General features: G+C 64.9%; 14 protein-coding genes. 6 read left to right on the forward strand and 8 right to left on the reverse strand.

Annotated elements, in window-relative coordinates; genetic code table 11:
- Positions 1-3 precede the first annotated feature (3 nt).
- Genes PG881_RS17120 through PG881_RS17130 form a run of 3 tightly spaced genes read left to right on the forward strand, consistent with a single transcriptional unit; the run spans position 4 to position 4,882 of the window.
- Entirely contained in the window at positions 4-1,074 is a 1,071-nt protein-coding gene (locus PG881_RS17120) for an ATP-binding SpoIIE family protein phosphatase (protein ID WP_270801584.1), read from the forward strand.
- Complete coding sequence (locus PG881_RS17125) at positions 1,075-3,741, forward strand: response regulator (RefSeq protein ID WP_270801585.1); 2,667 nt, start codon at positions 1,075-1,077, stop codon at positions 3,739-3,741.
- Complete coding sequence (locus PG881_RS17130; RefSeq protein WP_270801588.1) at positions 3,680-4,882, forward strand: HD-GYP domain-containing protein; 1,203 nt, start codon at positions 3,680-3,682, stop codon at positions 4,880-4,882. The genes PG881_RS17125 and PG881_RS17130 overlap by 62 nt, the downstream gene beginning before the upstream one ends.
- Here the strand turns inward: PG881_RS17130 and PG881_RS17135 are convergent.
- Positions 4,879-5,550, reverse strand: coding sequence for an ATP-binding protein (locus PG881_RS17135; RefSeq protein WP_270801590.1), 672 nt, complete (start codon positions 5,548-5,550; stop codon positions 4,879-4,881). The two genes, PG881_RS17130 and PG881_RS17135, sit on opposite strands and share 4 nt — an antisense overlap.
- A 248-nt stretch (positions 5,551-5,798) precedes the next feature.
- Here PG881_RS17135 and PG881_RS17140 point away from each other — a divergent pair, with 248 nt between their 5' ends.
- From PG881_RS17140 to PG881_RS17150, 3 genes are all read left to right on the forward strand, one after another.
- The gene (locus PG881_RS17140; protein WP_270801592.1) at positions 5,799-7,115 is read left to right on the forward strand and encodes an MFS transporter; all 1,317 of its coding nucleotides are present in this window, start codon (positions 5,799-5,801) and stop codon (positions 7,113-7,115) included.
- A gap of 135 nt (positions 7,116-7,250) precedes the next feature.
- Positions 7,251-7,967, forward strand: coding sequence for a MarC family NAAT transporter (locus tag PG881_RS17145; RefSeq protein WP_016349179.1), 717 nt, complete (start codon positions 7,251-7,253; stop codon positions 7,965-7,967).
- 160 nt (positions 7,968-8,127) lie between these two features.
- Complete coding sequence (locus PG881_RS17150; RefSeq protein WP_005308127.1) at positions 8,128-8,331, forward strand: hypothetical protein; 204 nt, start codon at positions 8,128-8,130, stop codon at positions 8,329-8,331.
- A gap of 120 nt (positions 8,332-8,451) precedes the next feature.
- Here the strand turns inward: PG881_RS17150 and tldD are convergent, their stop codons facing one another.
- The 7 genes from tldD to PG881_RS17185 form a co-directional block, all read right to left on the reverse strand.
- Positions 8,452-9,900 carry a metalloprotease TldD gene (tldD, locus tag PG881_RS17155; RefSeq protein ID WP_016349174.1) on the reverse strand — a complete coding sequence of 483 codons (1,449 nt, stop codon included), beginning with the start codon at positions 9,898-9,900 and terminating at the stop codon, positions 8,452-8,454.
- Positions 9,901-10,050: 150 nt separating this feature from the next.
- A complete protein-coding gene (locus tag PG881_RS17160) occupies positions 10,051-10,857 on the reverse strand; it encodes a carbon-nitrogen hydrolase family protein (protein WP_270801595.1) in 807 nt (268 codons plus the stop codon).
- A 19-nt stretch (positions 10,858-10,876) separates the two neighbouring features.
- On the reverse strand, positions 10,877-11,464 hold the full coding sequence (locus tag PG881_RS17165) for a nucleotidyltransferase domain-containing protein (protein WP_227290270.1): 588 nt from the start codon (positions 11,462-11,464) through the stop codon (positions 10,877-10,879).
- On the reverse strand, positions 11,461-11,793 hold the full coding sequence (locus PG881_RS17170) for a Dabb family protein (protein ID WP_270801600.1): 333 nt from the start codon (positions 11,791-11,793) through the stop codon (positions 11,461-11,463). Before PG881_RS17170 ends, PG881_RS17165 begins: the two co-directional genes overlap by 4 nt.
- Positions 11,794-11,827: 34 nt before the next feature.
- Positions 11,828-15,727 carry a YhdP family protein gene (locus tag PG881_RS17175; RefSeq protein ID WP_270801602.1) on the reverse strand — a complete coding sequence of 1,300 codons (3,900 nt, stop codon included), beginning with the start codon at positions 15,725-15,727 and terminating at the stop codon, positions 11,828-11,830.
- A complete protein-coding gene (gene rng / locus PG881_RS17180) occupies positions 15,728-17,197 on the reverse strand; it encodes a ribonuclease G (protein WP_011704378.1) in 1,470 nt (489 codons plus the stop codon).
- Between the two features lie 186 nt (positions 17,198-17,383).
- Positions 17,384-17,971, reverse strand: a complete 588-nt coding sequence (locus PG881_RS17185) for a Maf family protein (RefSeq protein WP_045790829.1) — start codon at positions 17,969-17,971, stop codon at positions 17,384-17,386.
- Between the last annotated feature and the right edge of the window lie 28 nt (positions 17,972-17,999).

The following is a 17,999-nucleotide window of genomic DNA, read 5'->3' on the forward strand; positions in this document are numbered from 1 at the left end:
AGCATGCAGCTGGAACAGAGCGTGCAAGAGGCCAGCTACCCGCTGCGCCACGACATCGACCTGCACCTGACGGTGATGGCGGTACGCCGCCTCCCCTTCATCGCCAACCTGTCCGAGGTGGACCGTGCCATGCTCTCCACCGTGGTCTCCGAGCTTGGCAGCAACATCCTGAAATACGCCGAGCGGGGGGAGATCACCCTCACCCTCCACCATCCCAGAGGGCGCCCCTGCATCGACATCGTCGCCCGCGATCAGGGCCCCGGCATTGGGGACGTGCATCAGGCCATGCAGGATCACTACAGCACTTCGGGTACCCTGGGCCTGGGCCTGCCCGGCGTGCGCCGCATGATGTCGGAACTCACCATCAGCACCCCGCCGGGAGGGGGGACTCTGGTGCAGGCCCGCAAGTGGCTGGGCGCGGCGCCTCTGGTATCCAGGCCAATCGCCCCCCTCGCCTGTGCCGGCCAGCTGCACGCCGGCCTGCAACTAACATGGGCCAGCGAGAACCGCCCCTGCTATCCGGAACGGGTCTCCGGCGATCTGGCCTTCATCCGGCCAGGGCCGGAGGGGGTGTCGCTGATCCTGATCGACGTGAGCGGCCACGGCACCTCGGCCAACAAGCTGGTACAGGTGCTGGAGGCGGCGCTGCAGCAAACCCGCGAGCAAGAACCAGCCCGCCTGTTGCAACTGCTGCACCAGCACTGCATCGGCACCCGAGGCGCCGCCGCCGGCGTGGCCCTGGTCAACGGCGAGCAAGGTGAGCTGAGCTATGCCGGCATCGGCAATACCCGCATCTGCCTGCGTGGCCGCGAGCCCTGGCGCGGCATCTCCCGCGATGGGGTGCTGGGAGAGCGTTTCCCCACCCCCTTGCTGCAACGCCAGCCACTCGTCGCCGGGGACGTGGTAATGCTCTATTCGGACGGTATCAGCGAATCCCTCAACCTGCGCGACGGTGCGCTGAATCTGACCGCCGAACCCGCCCAGCTGGCACGCCAGGTGATCGCCCACAGTGGCCGCAGCACCGACGACGCCAGCTGCATCGTGCTGCGGGTGCTGGCAGGAGAGGAGAACTAGATGCGGCAACAGATCGGCGAAACCTTGCTGTCAGGCCCGGCGGCGGCACTCACCGCCCGGCGCAAGGTGATCCAGGTACTCACCTGCCTCGACAGAAGTCCCACCTTCGTGGCACCGCTGGCGGGCGCCACCTCCGAGCTGGTACGCCAGCTGGTGGCGAACGCTGAGCCGCTGCAACTGCAGGTGTGGCTGGAGCCGCACGCGCAGGAGTTGTGGCTCTCGCTCTCGGCTGATGCCCCTATTGCCCCCGAGCCGGACGGCCGCCATTCACGTGGCATCCGGCTGGTATCACACGCGGACAACGCCATTGCCCTGGTCTACCGCCTGCCCCGCTGGCCCGATGAACTGCTGCTGCAACAGATGCAGCGGCAGTTCGCCGAACCGACCCGGGACGAGCTGTTTGCGGTGATGCAGGCCAAGAACCAGGAGCTGGAAGTCGCCTATGAGCTGGCGGAGGGCGCGACCCGGGCCAAGAGCGATTTTCTCGCCAACATGAGCCACGAGATCCGCACCCCCATGAACGCCATCCTCGGCATGTCCCATCTCGCCCTGCAGACCCGGCTCGATCCGCAGCAGTTCGACTACGTCAGCAAGATCCAGCGTTCGGCCCAGCATCTGCTCGGCATCATCAACGACATCCTCGACTTCTCCAAGATCGAAGCCGGCAAGCTGGATCTGGAGCGGATCGAATTCGATCTCGACCATGTGCTGGAGAATCTGGCCACCCTGGTGGGCGAAAAGGCGGAGGCCAAGGGCATAGAGCTGCTGTTCGAGGTCGACCACCAGCTCGACACCCTGCTCTATGGCGATCCCCTTCGCCTCGGCCAGATCCTGATCAACTATGCCAACAACGCGGTCAAGTTCACCGAGCAGGGGGAGATCCTGGTCAAGGTCAGCTGCCTGGAGAAACAACCCCAGGAGGTGTTGCTGCACTGCTCGGTACAGGACACCGGGATCGGCATGAGCCAGGAGCAGCAGCAGCGGCTGTTCCAGTCATTCCAGCAGGCGGACAGCTCCACCACCCGCAAGTACGGCGGCACCGGCCTCGGCCTCGCCATCTCCCGCAAACTGGCGGAGCTGATGGGCGGCGAGGTGGGGGTACAGAGCGAACCTGGCCAGGGCAGCACCTTCTGGTTTACCGCCCGACTCGGCCGGGGCAGACGCAGATCCCGCTATCTGCCGAGCCTGGATCTGCGCGGGCGCCGCATGCTGGTGGCCGACGACAGTGCCAGCGCCCGCACCATCATGGCCGCCCTACTGCGCAGCATGAGCTTTGTGGTGGACACCGCCGAATCGGGCCAGCAGGCACTGCAGATGATCGCCGGCGCCGAGCAGGAGGGGCAGCCCTACGAAGTGGTATTGCTGGACTGGCACATGCCGGGGCTGGATGGCATCGAGACCGGTCGCCGCCTCATCGCCCGCGGCATGGGCCAGCGTCCCTACCGGGTCATGGTGACCGGCTACGGACGGGAGGAGGTCTTTCGCCAGGCCGACACTGCCGGCTTTGATCGGGTGCTGGTCAAGCCGGTATGCGCCTCCGTGCTGTTCGACACCGTCATCGGCCTGTTTGGTCAGCAAGCAAGCCCCCTCACCTTCAAGCCACCCCAGGCGACCCACCACTACCGCTTCGACGGGCTCAGGATCCTGCTGGCGGAAGACAACGAGCTCAATCAGCAGGTGGCGCTGGAGCTGCTGCGGGCGGTCGGCGCCGATGTCAGCATCGCCGGCAATGGTGCCATCGCGCTGGAGATGGTGGCCCAGACCCACTACGACCTGATCCTGATGGACATGCAGATGCCGGTGATGGATGGCCTGGCCGCCACCCGGCTGTTGCGCGAGCGGGAAGACATCGGACAACACACCCCGATCCTGGCGATGACGGCCAACGTCATGGCCGGTGATCGCGAACGCTGCCTGGCGGCCGGGATGGACGATCACATCGCCAAGCCCATCGACCCCGACAGGCTGTATGCGGCCCTGCAGCGCTGGGCAACCTCCTTCAGCCGCGAGGTCAGCAGCAGACTCACTGCCTCGCGCGCATCCCCCGCCACCGCCTTGCTGCCACAGCTGCGGGCGCTCGGCCTCAACGCCGAAACCGCCCTGCAACGCTTGATGCACAACTGGGAGTGGTATCGGGATCTGCTGCAACGCTTCGCCCGCCAGGGGAGTCAGCCGATGGAAACCCTGCTGGCCGCCCTGCAGACGAATGACCGGGAAGAAGCGCATCGACAGGCTCATACCCTCAAGGGCATAGCCGCAACGCTGGGGGCCGGGTCGCTGCAGGAGCTCTCGGCCCGGCTGGAGAGCGCCCTCGCCCGGGGAGACGACGCCGCCAGCCTGCTGCCGCTGGCCGAACTGGGGTTGCAACAGCAGCAGCAACTGGCCGCCGGCCTGCTGACGCTGCTGCCGGCCCCTGCCGCCCCCGGCTTGCCGGAGGCAACCCCCGCCGAGCTAGCCCCCCTGCTGCACCAGCTGACCGGGCTGCTGCTGGAAGACGATGCGGAAGCCTTCATCCTGTTCCAGCGCAATCAGGCCAGGCTCGCCCCCCTGCTGGGCGAGGCGGCACCGGCCATGCACGATGCCATGACCCGTTTTCGCTTCGCCGATGCCCTGGCACATCTGCAACAAGTCCGGGCCCTCAGACCCGATCTGTTCAACCAAGAGTGAGGCCACCATCATGCTCAACTTGCTGGATCCCGATACCAAACCCACCCTGCTGGTGGTCGATGACACACCGGAGAACCTCTCCCTGCTCAGCGCCCTGCTCAGCCCCCACTACCGGGTCAAGGTCGCCATCAGCGGCCAGCGGGCGCTGGAGATCCTCTCGGCCGGCACCCGGGTGGATCTGATCCTGCTCGACGTGGTAATGCCCCAGATGGATGGCTATCAGGTGATGCAGGCGCTGCAGGAGATGCCGCAGGCGCGCGAGATCCCGGTGATCTTCCTGACCGCCAAGGTGGAAGAAAGTGCAGAGGCGCACGGCCTGGCACTGGGGGCCGTCGACTACATCCACAAGCCGATCACTCCTGCCATCGTGCTGGCCCGGGTCAGAAACCACCTGGAGCTGAAAGCGGCGCGGGATCTGCTGCACGACCAGAACGCCTTTCTGGAGCAGGAGGTGGAGCGGCGCACCCGGGAGAACGAACTGATCCAGAACATCACCATCCACTCCCTCGCCTCGCTTGCCGAAACCCGCGACAACGAGACCGGCAATCATATCCTGCGCACCCAGCACTATGTGCGGCTGCTGGCGGAGACCCTCTGCGAGCCCCCCCGCTTTCGTGCCGAGCTGACCCCCAAGACCATCGATCTGCTGTTCAAATCGGCCCCGCTGCACGACATCGGCAAGGTCGGCGTGCCGGACCGGATCCTGCTCAAACCCGGCAAGCTGGATGCGGACGAGTTTGCCCAGATGAAGCACCACTCCATTCTCGGCAAGGAGGCCATCGTCCATGCCGAGGAGGCGCTGGGGGTGGAGGTGGAGTTTCTGCGGCTGGCCAAGGAGATCGCCTGCTACCACCACGAGAAGTGGGACGGCACCGGCTATCCCTATGGCCTGATCGGTGACGAGATCCCCCTCTCGGCCCGCTTGATGGCGCTGGCCGACGTGTACGACGCCCTCATCAGCAAGCGCTGCTACAAGGCCGCCATGTCCCACCAGGAGGTGGTGCCCATCATACTGGCGGGGCGGGGCAATCACTTCGACCCCGACATCACCGACGCCTTTGCCCGCATCCACCAGCAATTCCACGAGATAGCCCTGCGCTACAACGACGACAAGGGCGAGCGGGAGTCCAACCGCGACTAGGCGGTGGCGGGCAGCAGGTCGGTGAAGACGAAGCCGTCCCGCTCCACCGTCTCCCCCACCCGGATGGCCAGCGGCCGCTGGAACATGGGGCCATCCCAAGCCAGGGTATGAAACTCGCCGTTTTCGCCGCAGGAGTCCACCCCGGCGGGCAGGGCCGCCAGCAAGGCCGCGTCAAACTCATGCCCGCCGAGGGTGGCGGGCAGCTTGCGCGGATCCAGGGTGCTGATCCTGGCTCTGAGCCCTGCCGCCATCATCTCGCCTGCCAGCGAGTCGGTCTTGCTGCCCCACAGCGGAAACAGCGGCGTGATCCCCGTCCCCGCCAGCTGCCGCTCCCGATAGGCGCGTACATCCTCGAGGAAGAGATCGCCAAACGCCATGTGGCGGATCCCCTGCGCCACCACCTCTGCGATGAAGTCGGTCATGATGCGGGCGTAATCTTCATTGCTGCAGGGCCAGGGCAGGTCGATGGTGGTCAACGGCAAGCCCACGCACTCGGCCTGCGCCAGCAGCAACTGCTTGCGTACTCCGTGCATGGCCACCCGTTCGAACGCCTGGTTGAGGGTGGTGAACAGTCCCACCACCTCGATGGCCGGATCCTGCCGCAGTGCGTGCAGCGCCCAGGCGCTGTCCTTGCCGCTGCTCCAGGAGAGCAGCACCTTGGTCTTCATATGATTTCTCCAGCTATCTTGAGGTCGGAGCCGGCAAGGCGCCGGCCATCGTCCCGATTATTCGTCCGGGCGAGGAGCCCGGCGCTTGAGCGTGTCGCTCCGTCTCACTGCACCAAAAAGCTGCAAGACAGTGTTGCGAATTGTGCGATTTACATCACGGGATGCAAAAGCATACCCTCGGTAATGAGCGTGTCCCCTGCAAGGATGGGGGAACAATAACTAAAAAAAACGATGGGAAACATAAGGATATGACGACAGTCACACCAGCTTACGACCACAGCCGTCCCCTCAACCGACAGGATTACAAGACCCTGAGCCTGGCCGCCCTCGGCGGAGCCCTCGAGTTTTACGACTTTATCATCTTCGTCTTCTTCGCCGTGGTGATCGGCGAGCTGTTCTTCCCGGCCGACATTCCCGAGTGGCTGCGCCAGTTCCAGACCTTCGGCATCTTCGCCGCCGGCTATCTGGCCCGCCCGCTGGGCGGCATCATCATGGCCCACTTCGGCGATCTCATCGGTCGCAAGCGGATGTTCACCCTCAGCATACTGCTGATGGCACTGCCGACCCTGCTGATCGGCCTGCTGCCCACCTATGCCACCCTCGGCATCGCCGCGCCCCTGCTGTTGCTGCTGTTGCGGATCCTGCAGGGAGCCGCCATCGGCGGTGAAGTGCCCGGTGCCTGGGTGTTCGTGGCAGAGCACGTGCCGGCCCGCCGGGTCGGTGTCGCCTGCGGCACCCTCACCGCCGGGTTGACCGCCGGCATCCTGCTCGGCTCCCTGGTGGCCACCGCCATCAACCGCGGCATGAGCCCGAGCGAGGTGAGTGACTGGGGCTGGCGGCTGGCCTTCGTGCTCGGCGGGGCATTCGGCATCGTCGCCATGTACCTGCGCCGCTGGCTGCACGAGACCCCGGTCTTTGCCGAGATGCAGGCCAACAAGGCACTGGCGGAAGAGCTGCCGCTCAAGACGGTGCTGCGCAGCCACAAGAGCAGCGTCGTGGTCTCCATGCTGCTCACCTGGCTGCTCTCTGCCGGCATAGTGGTGGTGATCCTGATGACCCCCACCTACCTGCAGAAGGTGCACGGCATCAGCCCGGCCGATGCGCTGACCGCCAACTCGCTGGCCATTCTGGCGCTCACCTTCGGCTGCATCGTCTATGGCCGGCTGATCGACGCCCTCGGCAGCGGCCCCACCTTCATGCTGGGCTCATTGCTGCTGGCCGGCGCCAGCTACGCCTTCTATCACGGGCTGGCGACCGACACCAGCCAGCTGGTGCCGCTCTATGCGCTGGCCGGTTTCTCGGTGGGGATCGTCGGTGCCGTGCCCTACGTCATGGTCAACGCCTTCCCGGCGGTGGTGCGCTTCTCCGGGCTGTCGTTCTCCTACAACGTGGCCTACGCCATCTTCGGCGGCCTGACGCCCATGCTGGTCACGCTCTGGATGAAGGAGGACGTGCTGGCCCCCTCCCACTACGTGGTCAGCCTGGCTGCGCTCGGCTTCGTGCTCGGCCTGCAGCTCTGGCTGCAGCAGCGCAGCCAGCGCCAGAGCGCGCCGCAGGCCGCCTGAACCATTCCGAGCCCCGCCCAGTGCGGGGCTTTTTTCATATGGCTGGTGTTCAGCCCGGCCGACATAAGATAGCCTCCCTCTCGGGCCCATCGACGGCCCGGGACACTCCTCCACCCTAGTCATCCGAGGTTCATGATGTTCTTTCAGGTCGTATTTCTCGCCTTGCTGGCGCTGCTGCCCATGGTCAACCCGCCCACCACGGCCACCCTGTTGCTGGGGCTGAGCAAGGGCATGTCGCGCGAGCACGTGCGCCGCCAGATCAACCTGGCCGCCATCTATCTGTTCTGCACCCTCTGCGTCAGCTTCTTCATCGGCTCCTCCATCTTGGATCTGTTCGGGATCTCCATTCCCGGCCTGCGCCTGGCCGGCGGTCTCATCATCGCCTTCATCGGCTTTCGCATGCTGTTCCCGGCACCGAGCCAGGCGGCCGGGGTCGACATCAACCAGAGCATCGCCTTCGTGCCGCTCACCATGCCCAGCATGTGCGGGCCGGGCACCATGGCGCTGGTGATCAGCGGCGCCGCCCAGATCGCCGAGCTGCCGGACGAATACAACCGCTTCACCATCTATGCCGCCATGGTCACCGCCTTCGCCCTGATGAGCCTGCTCAGCTGGGGGGTGCTCAAGCTGGCGGATCCGGTCTGCAAGATCCTCGGCGCCACCGGCATCGATGCCATGACCCGGATCATGGGCTTCTTGCTGGTTTGCATGGGTATGCAGTTCTGCATCAACGGCATCAAGGAAGTGGCGCAGGATCCGGTGTTCCACGGTGCGCCGGCGGCACAAACGGCCCCCGCGTTGCCACACGTATCCGGCGCTCTTGATCAATTGCCGGACCCGCGCCAGCCCTGACTGAAAACGGTGTCATAAAAGCGCAGGAATCGTCGCTGATCTTGCGCCTGATCATGTTGTTGACACATAAATGAGTTAGTGTGTTTTTCATACAGATTCGATTCAGAGAGTGCTTGGTAGGTTTATGGATGGACACCCACTCACTTCAGGAGATGTGCAAATGGAAAAGATGCTGACCGAGATTGGAAGCTACAGCCTGTTTCATGAATATCTGAACGTGGTCGGTGCCGCCAGCCCCGCTCTGACCCGGATCAAGAGCCGGTGGGAGTACAAGCAGAGCGATCGTCTGGTTGCCCAGATCAGGGTCGATCAACAAGGCAACGCGCGCTTCTTCATCGACGCCCGCGCCATTTCGGTCAACTGACCGAGCCCCGTATCTGCAGCCCCGGCCCTTGCCGGGGCTTTTTGTTTCCCATGACCCCGGATAGCAAAACCCCGGCACTTGGCCGGGGTTTGGCGATCACGGGAGTACCGCTCGCTTCCCTTACTGGGTGCCGCCCACGGTGAGCTGATCCAGCTTGAGGGTGGGCTGGCCGACACCGACCGGCACGCTCTGCCCCTCCTTGCCACAGACCCCGACCCCGCGATCCAGCGCGAGATCCTTGCCCACCATGGAAACCTGGCTCATCGCCTCGGGGCCGTTGCCGATCAGGGTCGCCCCCTTGATGGGCGCGGTGATCTTGCCATCCTCGATGAGGTAGGCCTCGGAGGCGGAGAAGACGAACTTGCCGGAGGTGATGTCCACCTGACCACCGCCGAAGTTGGGGGCGTAGATCCCCTTCTTCACCGAGGCGATGATCTCGGCCGGATCATACTGACCCGCCAGCATGTAGGTGTTGGTCATGCGCGGCATCGGCAGGGCGGCGTAGGATTCGCGGCGGCCATTGCCGGTGAGCGGCACACCCATCAGACGGGCGTTCTGCTTGTCCTGCAGATAGCCCTTGAGGATGCCGTTCTCGATCAGCACGTTGTAGCCGCCCGGCGTTCCCTCGTCGTCGATGGAGACGGAGCCGCGCCGACCCGGCAGAGTGCCGTCATCGACGATGGTGCAGTGCTTGGAGGCCACCTGCTCACCGATGCGGCCGGCAAAGGCAGAAGAGCCCTTGCGGTTGAAATCCCCCTCCAGACCGTGGCCCACCGCCTCGTGCAGCAGCACACCGGGCCAGCCGGCACCGAGCACCACCGGCATGGTGCCGGCCGGTGCATCGATGGCGTCGAGGTTGACCAGTGCCTGGCGCACCGCTTCACGCACATAGCCAAACGCCCGGCTCTCCAGCCCGTCCAGCTCGAGGAAGTAGTCGTAACCGAAGCGGCCGCCGCCACCGGCACTGCCGCGTTCGCGACGATCGCCCTTTTCGGCGATGACGGTCACCGAGAGGCGCACCAGCGGACGCACGTCAGCGGCCAGGGTGCCGTCGGTGGCGGCCACCAGCACCTCTTCATAGACGCCGCTGATGGAGGCCATCACCTGATTGATGGCGGGATCCAGACTTCTGGCAAACTTGTCCATCTGCTCCAGCAGGGCGATCTTCTGCTGCTTGTCGAGGGTCTGCAGCGGATCCAGCGCCGGGTAGAGCAGATTCGCTTCGGTACGAGCCCACGCCTTCACCTTGCCCTGTGCACCGGCGGCCGCGATGCCACGGGCGGCGGTCACCGACTGTTGCAGCGCCAGCAGGCTCAGCTCATCCGAGTAAGCGAAGCCGGTCTTCTCGCCGCTGACGGCGCGCACCCCCACCCCCTGATCGATGTTGTAGCTGCCATCCTTGACGATGCCGTCCTCCAGCATCCAGGACTCGTGCCAGCTGCGCTGGAAATAGAGATCGCCGAACTCCACCTGATGGCTCATCAGGCTGCCGAGCAGCTGCTGCAGCCGCCCTTCGTCGAGGTCGTGGGGGGCCAACAGGGAGGCACTAACCTGGCTCAATAGACTCAATCTTTCTCTCCACTCTCGATGCGAGATGTCGTAACGGTTAAATCCCAGACCGTGGGTTCGCTTGGCGAAACGCCAGCGGACGTCCAACCCACCATCGGGTTTGCAAGCGTCCGACTCCCCCGCCACAGGGCGAGTCGAACCTGCACATGTTCATAGCAGACGGGCATGGTCCAGCACCGGCATGGTGCGTTGCAGTTCGTCCATAAGACCGGGGTCCAGCGGCGCCAGCACGGTGCCGCACCCGCTGTCCAGGCTGGCCAGCACCCGACCCCAGGGGTCGATCACCATGCTGTGACCCCAGGTCTGGCGCCCCGTCTCGTGGGTGCCGCCCTGATTGGCGGCCACCAGGTAACACTGGTTCTCGATGGCGCGGGCCCGCAGCAGCGGCTCCCAGTGCGCCTCGCCGGTCACGGCGGTAAAGGCGGCAGGCACCAGCAGCACGCGGGCACCGGCGCGGGCCAGCCGGCGGTACAGCTCGGGAAAGCGCAGATCATAACAGATCGAGAGGCCGAGGGGACCAAACGGGGAGTCCACCAGCACAGGCTCCTCGCCGGGACTGAAGGTTTCCGACTCCCGGTAGCGGCCGTGATTGTCCGCCACGTCCACATCGAACAGGTGGATCTTGTGGTAGTGGCCCTTGCGATCGCCGCTGGGGTCGAACACCAGGGTACTGGTGTGGATATGGTCGGAACCGGCGATGGTGGTCGGCATGGCCCCCGCCACCAGCCAGATGCCGTAGTCACTGGCCCATTCGGCCAGCTGCTGCTGGATCGGGCCCTCACCTATGGTCTCAGCCCCGTCCAGATACCCCTGCCGCTCGCCAAACAGGGCGAAGTTCTCCGGCAGCAACACCAGCAGCGGCCGCTCACTCGGCAACAGGGCCAGCTCGGCGGCAATCTGCTCCCGGTTATCCTGCCAGCGACGGCCCGATACCAGCTGTATTGCAGCTAACCACATGGTTCTCTCCTTGTCCGCGTTACTCGCGATCCACAATATCCGGGTCTTTATCCATCTCTGCCAACAGTTTACGCAGATGATGTCTGACTAATCCCCGTTGGCCCCGCTCCGCCCATTTGAGGCAATCGAACAGCTCCCACACCAGACCATTACCGTCCCCCATGTAGGCAGGGAAATCCCAATGGCTGGGCGCGGGCCCCGCGACCTCCAGCGCAGATAGCGAATGGGCTTTATCAAAAAGAGGCATGTAAGGCTTGGCAAGCGGGAAACCGGCATCGCGATCAAGGATATGGATCTCGATGCTGGACATATCCAGGAAGATATAGCGCCAGTAGGAACAGACATCTTCATGTCTTCCTTGCCAACAGTGGAACACCGCACGTTCACCGACAATGGAACGAACCAGCGCTTCCCCATGCTGATGAAAGCCCGGCTCGGCCAGCAACAAGACATCGACATCAGAGACCCGGTCCGCCTTTCCTTTGGCAAGCGAACCAACCACCACCCCGGCACCAATGGCGGGATGAGCTTTGCCGTGTTCCACCACGGCTCGCAACAACGCCAATTGCAGCGGTGGAATCTTGCCCCAGCGCTCATCCTCCATCATGACAGCGTCCCAACAGCAACCGCATCGCCGGCCTGCAGGGTGTAATCCAGCACTATGATACGTTCCAGCACCGGGCGGAAGATGGCCTTGAGGGCATCGTGATCCGGGTGGGGCAGATAGCGCTGGCGGGCCGCCTCGTCGGCAAAGGTCATCAGCACGCTGTGGGTGAAGCCCTCGGCCCGTCCCTCCGGGCTGTCATCCCGCCCCCACTCCACCGCCAGCACGCCGCTGACCTGATGGGGGATGGCGAGAAAGGCGGCGCGCACCGCGTCTATCTGTGCGGGCTGGGTGCCCGGCTTGAAGGCGATCAGCAGGATATGTCGGATCATGGCTCACTCCTTGTGATGGTGCCGGGCCGCTCGTTCAGCGCTGGGCGGGCCCCGCGTGTTTGGGGGTCAGCAGGAAGGGGGTCACCTCCTGCGTCGGCAGGTTGGGGGCCACCGCGTCGACCGCCTCCTTCTGCTGCTGGTTGAGCTTGATGCGGGCCCGATCCCGTCCCGCCTCGATCAGTTTGGGATCGTCGAGCGGGCCTGAGACCCGGAAATCGATGCGGGTGACCACGTCCACCACCGGCTCCAGCAGTTTGGAGAGCGCCAGCACGTAGAGCCCGGTGATCGGGGTCAGCGAGAAGGCCGCCACCACTGGCAGGGTGCCACCCAGGTTGGGGGAGAAGCTCAGCTCGTAGTCGAGCCGCCAGCGCACCAGATCGGCGATGCCCTCGCCGCGCAGGTTGCCGGCCGCTCCCTTCATGTAGAAGTCGCGGTTGTCCACTACCCCCTGCTTGATCTTGGCGGAGGCCGACATGGACTCGAAGTAGAAGCCCTTATCGAACACGTCGCGAAAATCGAGCCGCAGCTTGCGCAGCAATGAATCCAGGCTGAGCAGGGAGAGCAGTCGTGCCCCCTTGTCGTTGACCTCGCGCAGGGTGCCACCTTCCAGCTGATAGTCGGCGGTGCCGCTCAGGGTCGGCACGTTCGGTCGGTAGGGTACATCGCGCCAACTCAGATCCAGCGCCATCTTGCCGGGCGCATCGCCGATGGGCGAGGTGTAGCCGAGCCGCTTGAGCAGCAGCTCGCTGTTGTTGCTGCTGATGTGGGCGCGGGCGCGGGTCTGCATGCCGTCCGCTCCCGCCAGCCACTCGGCGCTGCCGTTCAGCTGGCTGCCCGCCAGCCGCATCTCCAGCCCCTTGAGGCTCAGCTTGTCGGCCCCCGGGATCAGCTCCCCCTTCACCTCGCCCAGCGGCAACTCGCCGAAGCGGCAGTCCACGCAGCTGAAGGTGAGCCAGGGGATGGCATCCATGATGGCTCTGTCCTGTCTGGCATCGGGATCCGGGCTCAGATCCGAACTCTTGCCGGACCAGTGGATGCGGGCAAATTTCGCGTCGATGGGCTGACGCTCGGACACCGGCAGGCGCACCACCCCCATCACGTCCGGGCTGTCGATCATCACCTCGGTGGCCTGATTGACCGGCCCCACGGTGAAGTGCACCGCCTTGAGGTTGGCGCTGCCGATGTCGGCGCGGGCCAGGCGGCCGTCCACCCACCACTCCTGCGGCAAGAAGGAGGGGCCCACCACCGCATTGCCGCTCGGCGCCGTGCTGGCCGGCAGCCACTGCTTGAGACGGGCCAGCCAGCCAGCCACGTCGGCCTGCTGCTGGTTGATGGCAAGCAGCATGGGCCGGTCGCGCAGCACCCGGGCGCCGGGCTGCCCCACGTCCACCCGCACCCTGCTGAGGTAGGGCACGCCGTCGCCGTACACCAGCCGGCTCTGCATATCCACGTCGGCCCCCAGCACGGCGCGGATGTCGGCACTGCCGTCGCGACCGCGCGCGGTCACCTTGAGCGGCAGCCGGCTGCCGGCCGCCTTGGCGAGCGGGACGGGCAGATCCAGCCCCATGCCCTGCAGGTTGGAGTCGAGCGCCAGCTGGAAGCTGAACGGCTGATCGCTCGGCAGGGTCAGCCCCAGGCTGCCGGCCCAGTTGCCGCGCCCCTTGAGGATGTCCAGCGCCGGGATGTCCTGACGCTGGCGGCGGCTGTCCCACTGCCCCTTGAACTTGAGATCGACCTGATAGCGATTGGGCTGCTGGCGGCCCTGATAGTCGAGGGTGATCGGCTGGTTCCACAGGCTCGCCTTGAGGTTGCTGAAGCGGGTCTGTTCGTTGTCATACTCTAGCCGCCCCTGCACCTGCTCCAGCGGCAGATCCAGGCTGGTGACCCGCACCTTGTTGTTGCTGAACAGAGCGTCGCCGCTTGCCTTGACCTCGCTCTCGCCATCCAGCGGAATATCCAGCTTCACAGAGCCCTTCATGGGGCCGCGGATCTCCACCTCCCGCAGCGCCTGACCGACTGAGCCGCCGAGCGGCGAGTCCTGCAGGTAGTCGCTGATGGCCTTGCCCTCACCCTCAACCTTGGCATCGACGTAGAGGTGGGCCCCCGGATAGAGGTCCGGGATCCAGGCGTGCACCGAGTCGGAGCTGGCCTTGCCGAGCTGGGTGGCGCGGCTGTTCATATCGAGGCTGGCGTTCTGGAACAACAGATCGATCTGCAGGTCGGTGAGCGGTTGCCAACCGGGGAAGAATTCGTAGGAGGCCTGCTGCAGCGGCACCGCCACCTGGAAGATGCCCTCGCCCTTGCGGTAGGGGAAGTCGCGGAACTCGCCGTACCAGAGCAGGTCAGCCCCCTTGGCCTTGCCCCCCTTGATGGCTCCGCTCAGGTAATCCACCAGGCTCTTGTCCATCACCTGCAGCGGATAGTAGCGATCGGCGTTGGCCGCATTCTTGACGTCGATGCGGCCAGTCAGGGCGAGGAAGGGGTGCTCGAACAGATCGAGCCGAAAGCGGCTGGCGAGGCTCAAGTCCGGGTTGTCCAGCACCAGATCCTGGCCATAGAGCACCCAGCCCTGCGACACCTGCCACCAGTCGAGCCGCGCCGAGAAGCGATCTATGGGGATCGGCTCCTTGAAGTGGCGGGCCGGATCTATGGCATCGTTTGCCAGTTGCAGCCGGGCGCTGCCGCCGGTCGGGGTGAGCCAGAATTCGCCGTTGAGGTCGCGCACGCCGGGCACGTCGTGCCAGGCGTTGACCCGGATGTGGGACAGCTGGCCGCTGACGGAGAGCCCCTGCCAGCCGGCATCCGCCTGCAGGATCAGATCCTGGATCTTGCCGGTCGGGCGGGTGCGCTTGAGGGTCTCGGTCAGCTCGGGATAGATCCCCGACACCAGCTGGCTCAGGTTGGCGATCTGGTCCAGATCGATGGCCGGTACATAACCCTGAATGCGATCGCCGACCCGCTCGAGCTGCAACCGGCTGTGCAGCCAAGGCTTGCCGTCGAGCTTGAAGGTGACGTCGTGGCTGGCAAACTGCCACTCCTTGCCGTCCCGGCGCAGCTGGATCTTGCCCCCCTGCAGCCCGAGCCGGTGCAGGTCACCCTGTTTTTCATCCTGCCAGATCAGATAGTTGTCGCCGAACGCCAGCAACGAATCCCCCAGCTGACCGGCCTTGAACTCGCTCCAGAGCTGAAAGTCGAGCTGGCCGCTCACCTTGGGCTCCCCTGAGTGGGTGCGGGCCAGCATGGGGCTGATGTCGAGCTGGCGGGCCCCCAGGTAGAGCTGACCCTTGAGCCGATCGAGCCGCACTTGGGGGGCATCTACGTCGACGATGAGATCGAGGGTGCTCTCGCCCACCCCGTTGATGAGATAGGCCTTGCCGACCCCCTGATGGCGCTTGCCGCGGTTCTGCCAGCGCAGCTGGGCGATGTCGAGGGCACGCACCTCCCCCAGCGCCGTGGTGAGGCTGAGGCGGGTATCGTGAATGTCGAAGGTGGAGAGCTGGGTCAGCAGAAAGCGCAGCAGGGCCTGCTGCTGGTCGCTGCCGCTGCCGGTTTCCGGCTCCGCGGGCTGGCTCAGATCCAGCGCTATGTCGCCATCGCTCAGGATCAGCTGGCCAAATACCGGCTTGAGTTCGTTGAGGGAGCGCCAGAAGTCGAGGTGGGCCCATACCTTGCCAAGCCGCAGGGCGAAGCGACCCGAGTTCGGCGCGATCACCAGTTGCTGCAGCTCGAGGGCCGGGCCGCGCTGGGTCCAGTCCAGCCCGATGCGATCGACGCTGGCCTCCAGCTTGCTGTCGGCCAGCAGAGTATTGAGCAGCGCCTGCCGGTGCTGATTGAGCAAGGGGCCGCCAAAGCGCACCAGGCTGACCAGGATGGCCAGCAGCACGAAGAAGACCCCGAGGGCCAACCAGCCCCGACTCAGCCAGCGATAGACCAATTACATCATCACCACGTCGAACTGCTCTTGCCCGCAGAGGGGCTCGCTGACCACCCTGACCTGCTTGCCGATGAACACTTCCAGTTCGGCCAGACTGTGAGACTCCTCGCCCCGCAGGTAGTCGGCCACCGCCGGGGCGGCGTAGACGGTGAACTGATCAGCGTCGTAGGCCCGGTTGACCCTGATGATCTCCCGCAGGATCTCGAAGCAGACCGACTCCACCGTCTTGACCCGACCGCGCCCCTTGCACTCGGGGCACTCGGAGCAGAGTACGTGCTCCAAGCTCTCCCGGGTGCGCTTGCGGGTCATCTCCACCAGGCCGAGCTGGGAGAAGCCGTTGACGTTGGTCTTGGCACGGTCCTTTGACAGCGCCTGCTCCAGACTGTGCAGCACCCGCCGGCGGTGATCCTCGGACTGCATGTCGATGAAGTCGATGATGATGATGCCGCCGAGGTTGCGCAGGCGCAGGTGGCGGGCGATGGCCGCCGTCGCCTCGACGTTGGTGTTGAAGATGGTCTCTTCCAGGTTGCGATGGCCGACGAAGGCGCCGGTGTTGATGTCCACCGTAGTCATGGCTTCGGTCTGGTCGATGATGAGGTAGCCGCCGGATTTGAGCTCCACCTTGCGCTCCAGCGCCCGCTGGATCTCGTTCTCCACGTCGTAGAGATCGAAGATCGGCGACTCGCCGGAGTAGTACTCCAGCTTGTTGGCCAGCTCAGGCACGTACTCCTCGGTGAAGCGCTTGAGCTGATCGAAGCTCTGGCGCGAGTCGACCCGGATCTTGTCGAGCTCGGCCCCGACGAAGTCGCGCACCACCCGAAAGGCCAGGCTGGGATCCTCGTAGAGAATCTTGCAGGGCGGGTACTTCTGCTTGCGCTCCAGGATCTTGCGCCACAGGCGCTTCAAGAAAGCGGCATCCTGCTCCAGCTCCTGCTCACCCACCCCTTCGGCGGCGGTGCGGATGATATAGCCACCCAGCTCGTCCACATAGCCGGCCACGGTGCGCTTGAGGCGCTCGCGCTCCGCCTCGGATTCGATGCGCTGAGAGACGCCGACGTGGGCACTGCCCGGCATGAACACCAGATAGCGGGACGGCAGGGTGATGTCGGTGGTGAGGCGGGCGCCCTTGGTGCCCAGCGGGTCTTTCACCACCTGCACCATGATGTCCTGCCCCTGGCGCACCAGCTCGGCGATGTTGCCGGCCTGGAACTGCTCCTTCTCCTTCACCGCCACGCACTCGGTGTGCGGCACTATGTCGGAGGCGTGCAGGAAGGCCGCCTTGTCCATGCCGATATCGACGAAAGCCGCCTGCATGCCGGGCAGCACCCGGCTGATCTTGCCTTTGTAGATGTTGCCCACGATGCCGCGCTTGGCCTGACGCTCCACGTGCACTTCCTGCAGCAGACCGTTCTCGACCAGGGCAACCCGGGTTTCGGAGGGGGTGACGTTTACCAGCAGTTCTACCGACATAAGTTACCTTGCCTTTCTAGTTTTAAATTCTGGCAGCCAAACCGGCACGTGCCCGGTGAGTAACGCAGTAAGAAACAGCCGGTGCATGTCACCGACCTATGCCTTGCCTGTGATGGCTTCAAATTCTGATCGCCTTGCTGCGAGCGGTTCGCGGAACCGGCCCTGCGCAACAAGGCAGCGGTTGGATTACCGGGATTGTTCCAGATGATGCTTGATCAGCAGGTCGGTTTCCAGCAGGGGCAGGCCGACCACGGCGCTGTAGCTCCCCTCGATGCGGCTGACGAACTTGCCGGCAATCCCTTGAATCGCATAGGCACCGGCCTTGTCACAGGGCTCACCCGTGCGCCAATAAGCCTCAATCTCGGCCTCGTCCAGCTTGCGAAACGCCACATTGGTAGTGACCAGTCGCACGTCGCAGCGCTCCGGGGTGGCCAACGCCACCGCCGTCATCACCTGATGCACCTTGCCAGAGAGCGCCTCCAGCATGTCCTTGGCGTCGAGCAGGTCGGACGGTTTCTCCAGCACCCGCTCCCCCAGCACCACTATGGTGTCGGCGCCCAGCACCGGCAGCGCCGTGGGCGCAGCGGCCACGCCAGCCATGGCCTTGTCACGGGCCAGCCGGCAGACATAGTCCTGGGGCTTCTCGCCCTCTTCCCGTTGTTCCGGCACATCCAGCTTGAGCACCTCGAAGCGATAGCCCAGTTGGGTCAGCAGTTCATGACGGCGGGGTGAGCCCGAGGCGAGATAGAGTTGCAATTCGTTGTGCTTGTTCATAATCATTTCGCGAGCCAGGGTACGGTTA

Origin of the sequence: Aeromonas sp. QDB54 (assembly GCF_027707385.1) — a bacterium.
In the GTDB taxonomy this organism is placed as follows: domain Bacteria; phylum Pseudomonadota; class Gammaproteobacteria; order Enterobacterales; family Aeromonadaceae; genus Aeromonas; species Aeromonas hydrophila.

Coding starts and splice junctions, on each gene's coding strand:
- PG881_RS17120 (WP_270801584.1), top strand. CDS start 4: ATGCAGCTGGAACAGAGCGTGCAAGAGGCCAGCTACCCGCTGCGCCAC.
- PG881_RS17125 (WP_270801585.1), top strand. CDS start 1,075: ATGCGGCAACAGATCGGCGAAACCTTGCTGTCAGGCCCGGCGGCGGCA.
- PG881_RS17130 (WP_270801588.1), top strand. CDS start 3,680: ATGCCCTGGCACATCTGCAACAAGTCCGGGCCCTCAGACCCGATCTGT.
- PG881_RS17135 (WP_270801590.1), bottom strand. CDS start 5,550: ATGAAGACCAAGGTGCTGCTCTCCTGGAGCAGCGGCAAGGACAGCGCC.
- PG881_RS17140 (WP_270801592.1), top strand. CDS start 5,799: ATGACGACAGTCACACCAGCTTACGACCACAGCCGTCCCCTCAACCGA.
- PG881_RS17145 (WP_016349179.1), top strand. CDS start 7,251: ATGTTCTTTCAGGTCGTATTTCTCGCCTTGCTGGCGCTGCTGCCCATG.
- PG881_RS17150 (WP_005308127.1), top strand. CDS start 8,128: ATGGAAAAGATGCTGACCGAGATTGGAAGCTACAGCCTGTTTCATGAA.
- PG881_RS17160 (WP_270801595.1), bottom strand. CDS start 10,857: ATGTGGTTAGCTGCAATACAGCTGGTATCGGGCCGTCGCTGGCAGGAT.
- PG881_RS17165 (WP_227290270.1), bottom strand. CDS start 11,464: ATGATGGAGGATGAGCGCTGGGGCAAGATTCCACCGCTGCAATTGGCG.
- PG881_RS17170 (WP_270801600.1), bottom strand. CDS start 11,793: ATGATCCGACATATCCTGCTGATCGCCTTCAAGCCGGGCACCCAGCCC.
- rng (WP_011704378.1), bottom strand. CDS start 17,197: ATGTCGGTAGAACTGCTGGTAAACGTCACCCCCTCCGAAACCCGGGTT.
- PG881_RS17185 (WP_045790829.1), bottom strand. CDS start 17,971: ATGAACAAGCACAACGAATTGCAACTCTATCTCGCCTCGGGCTCACCC.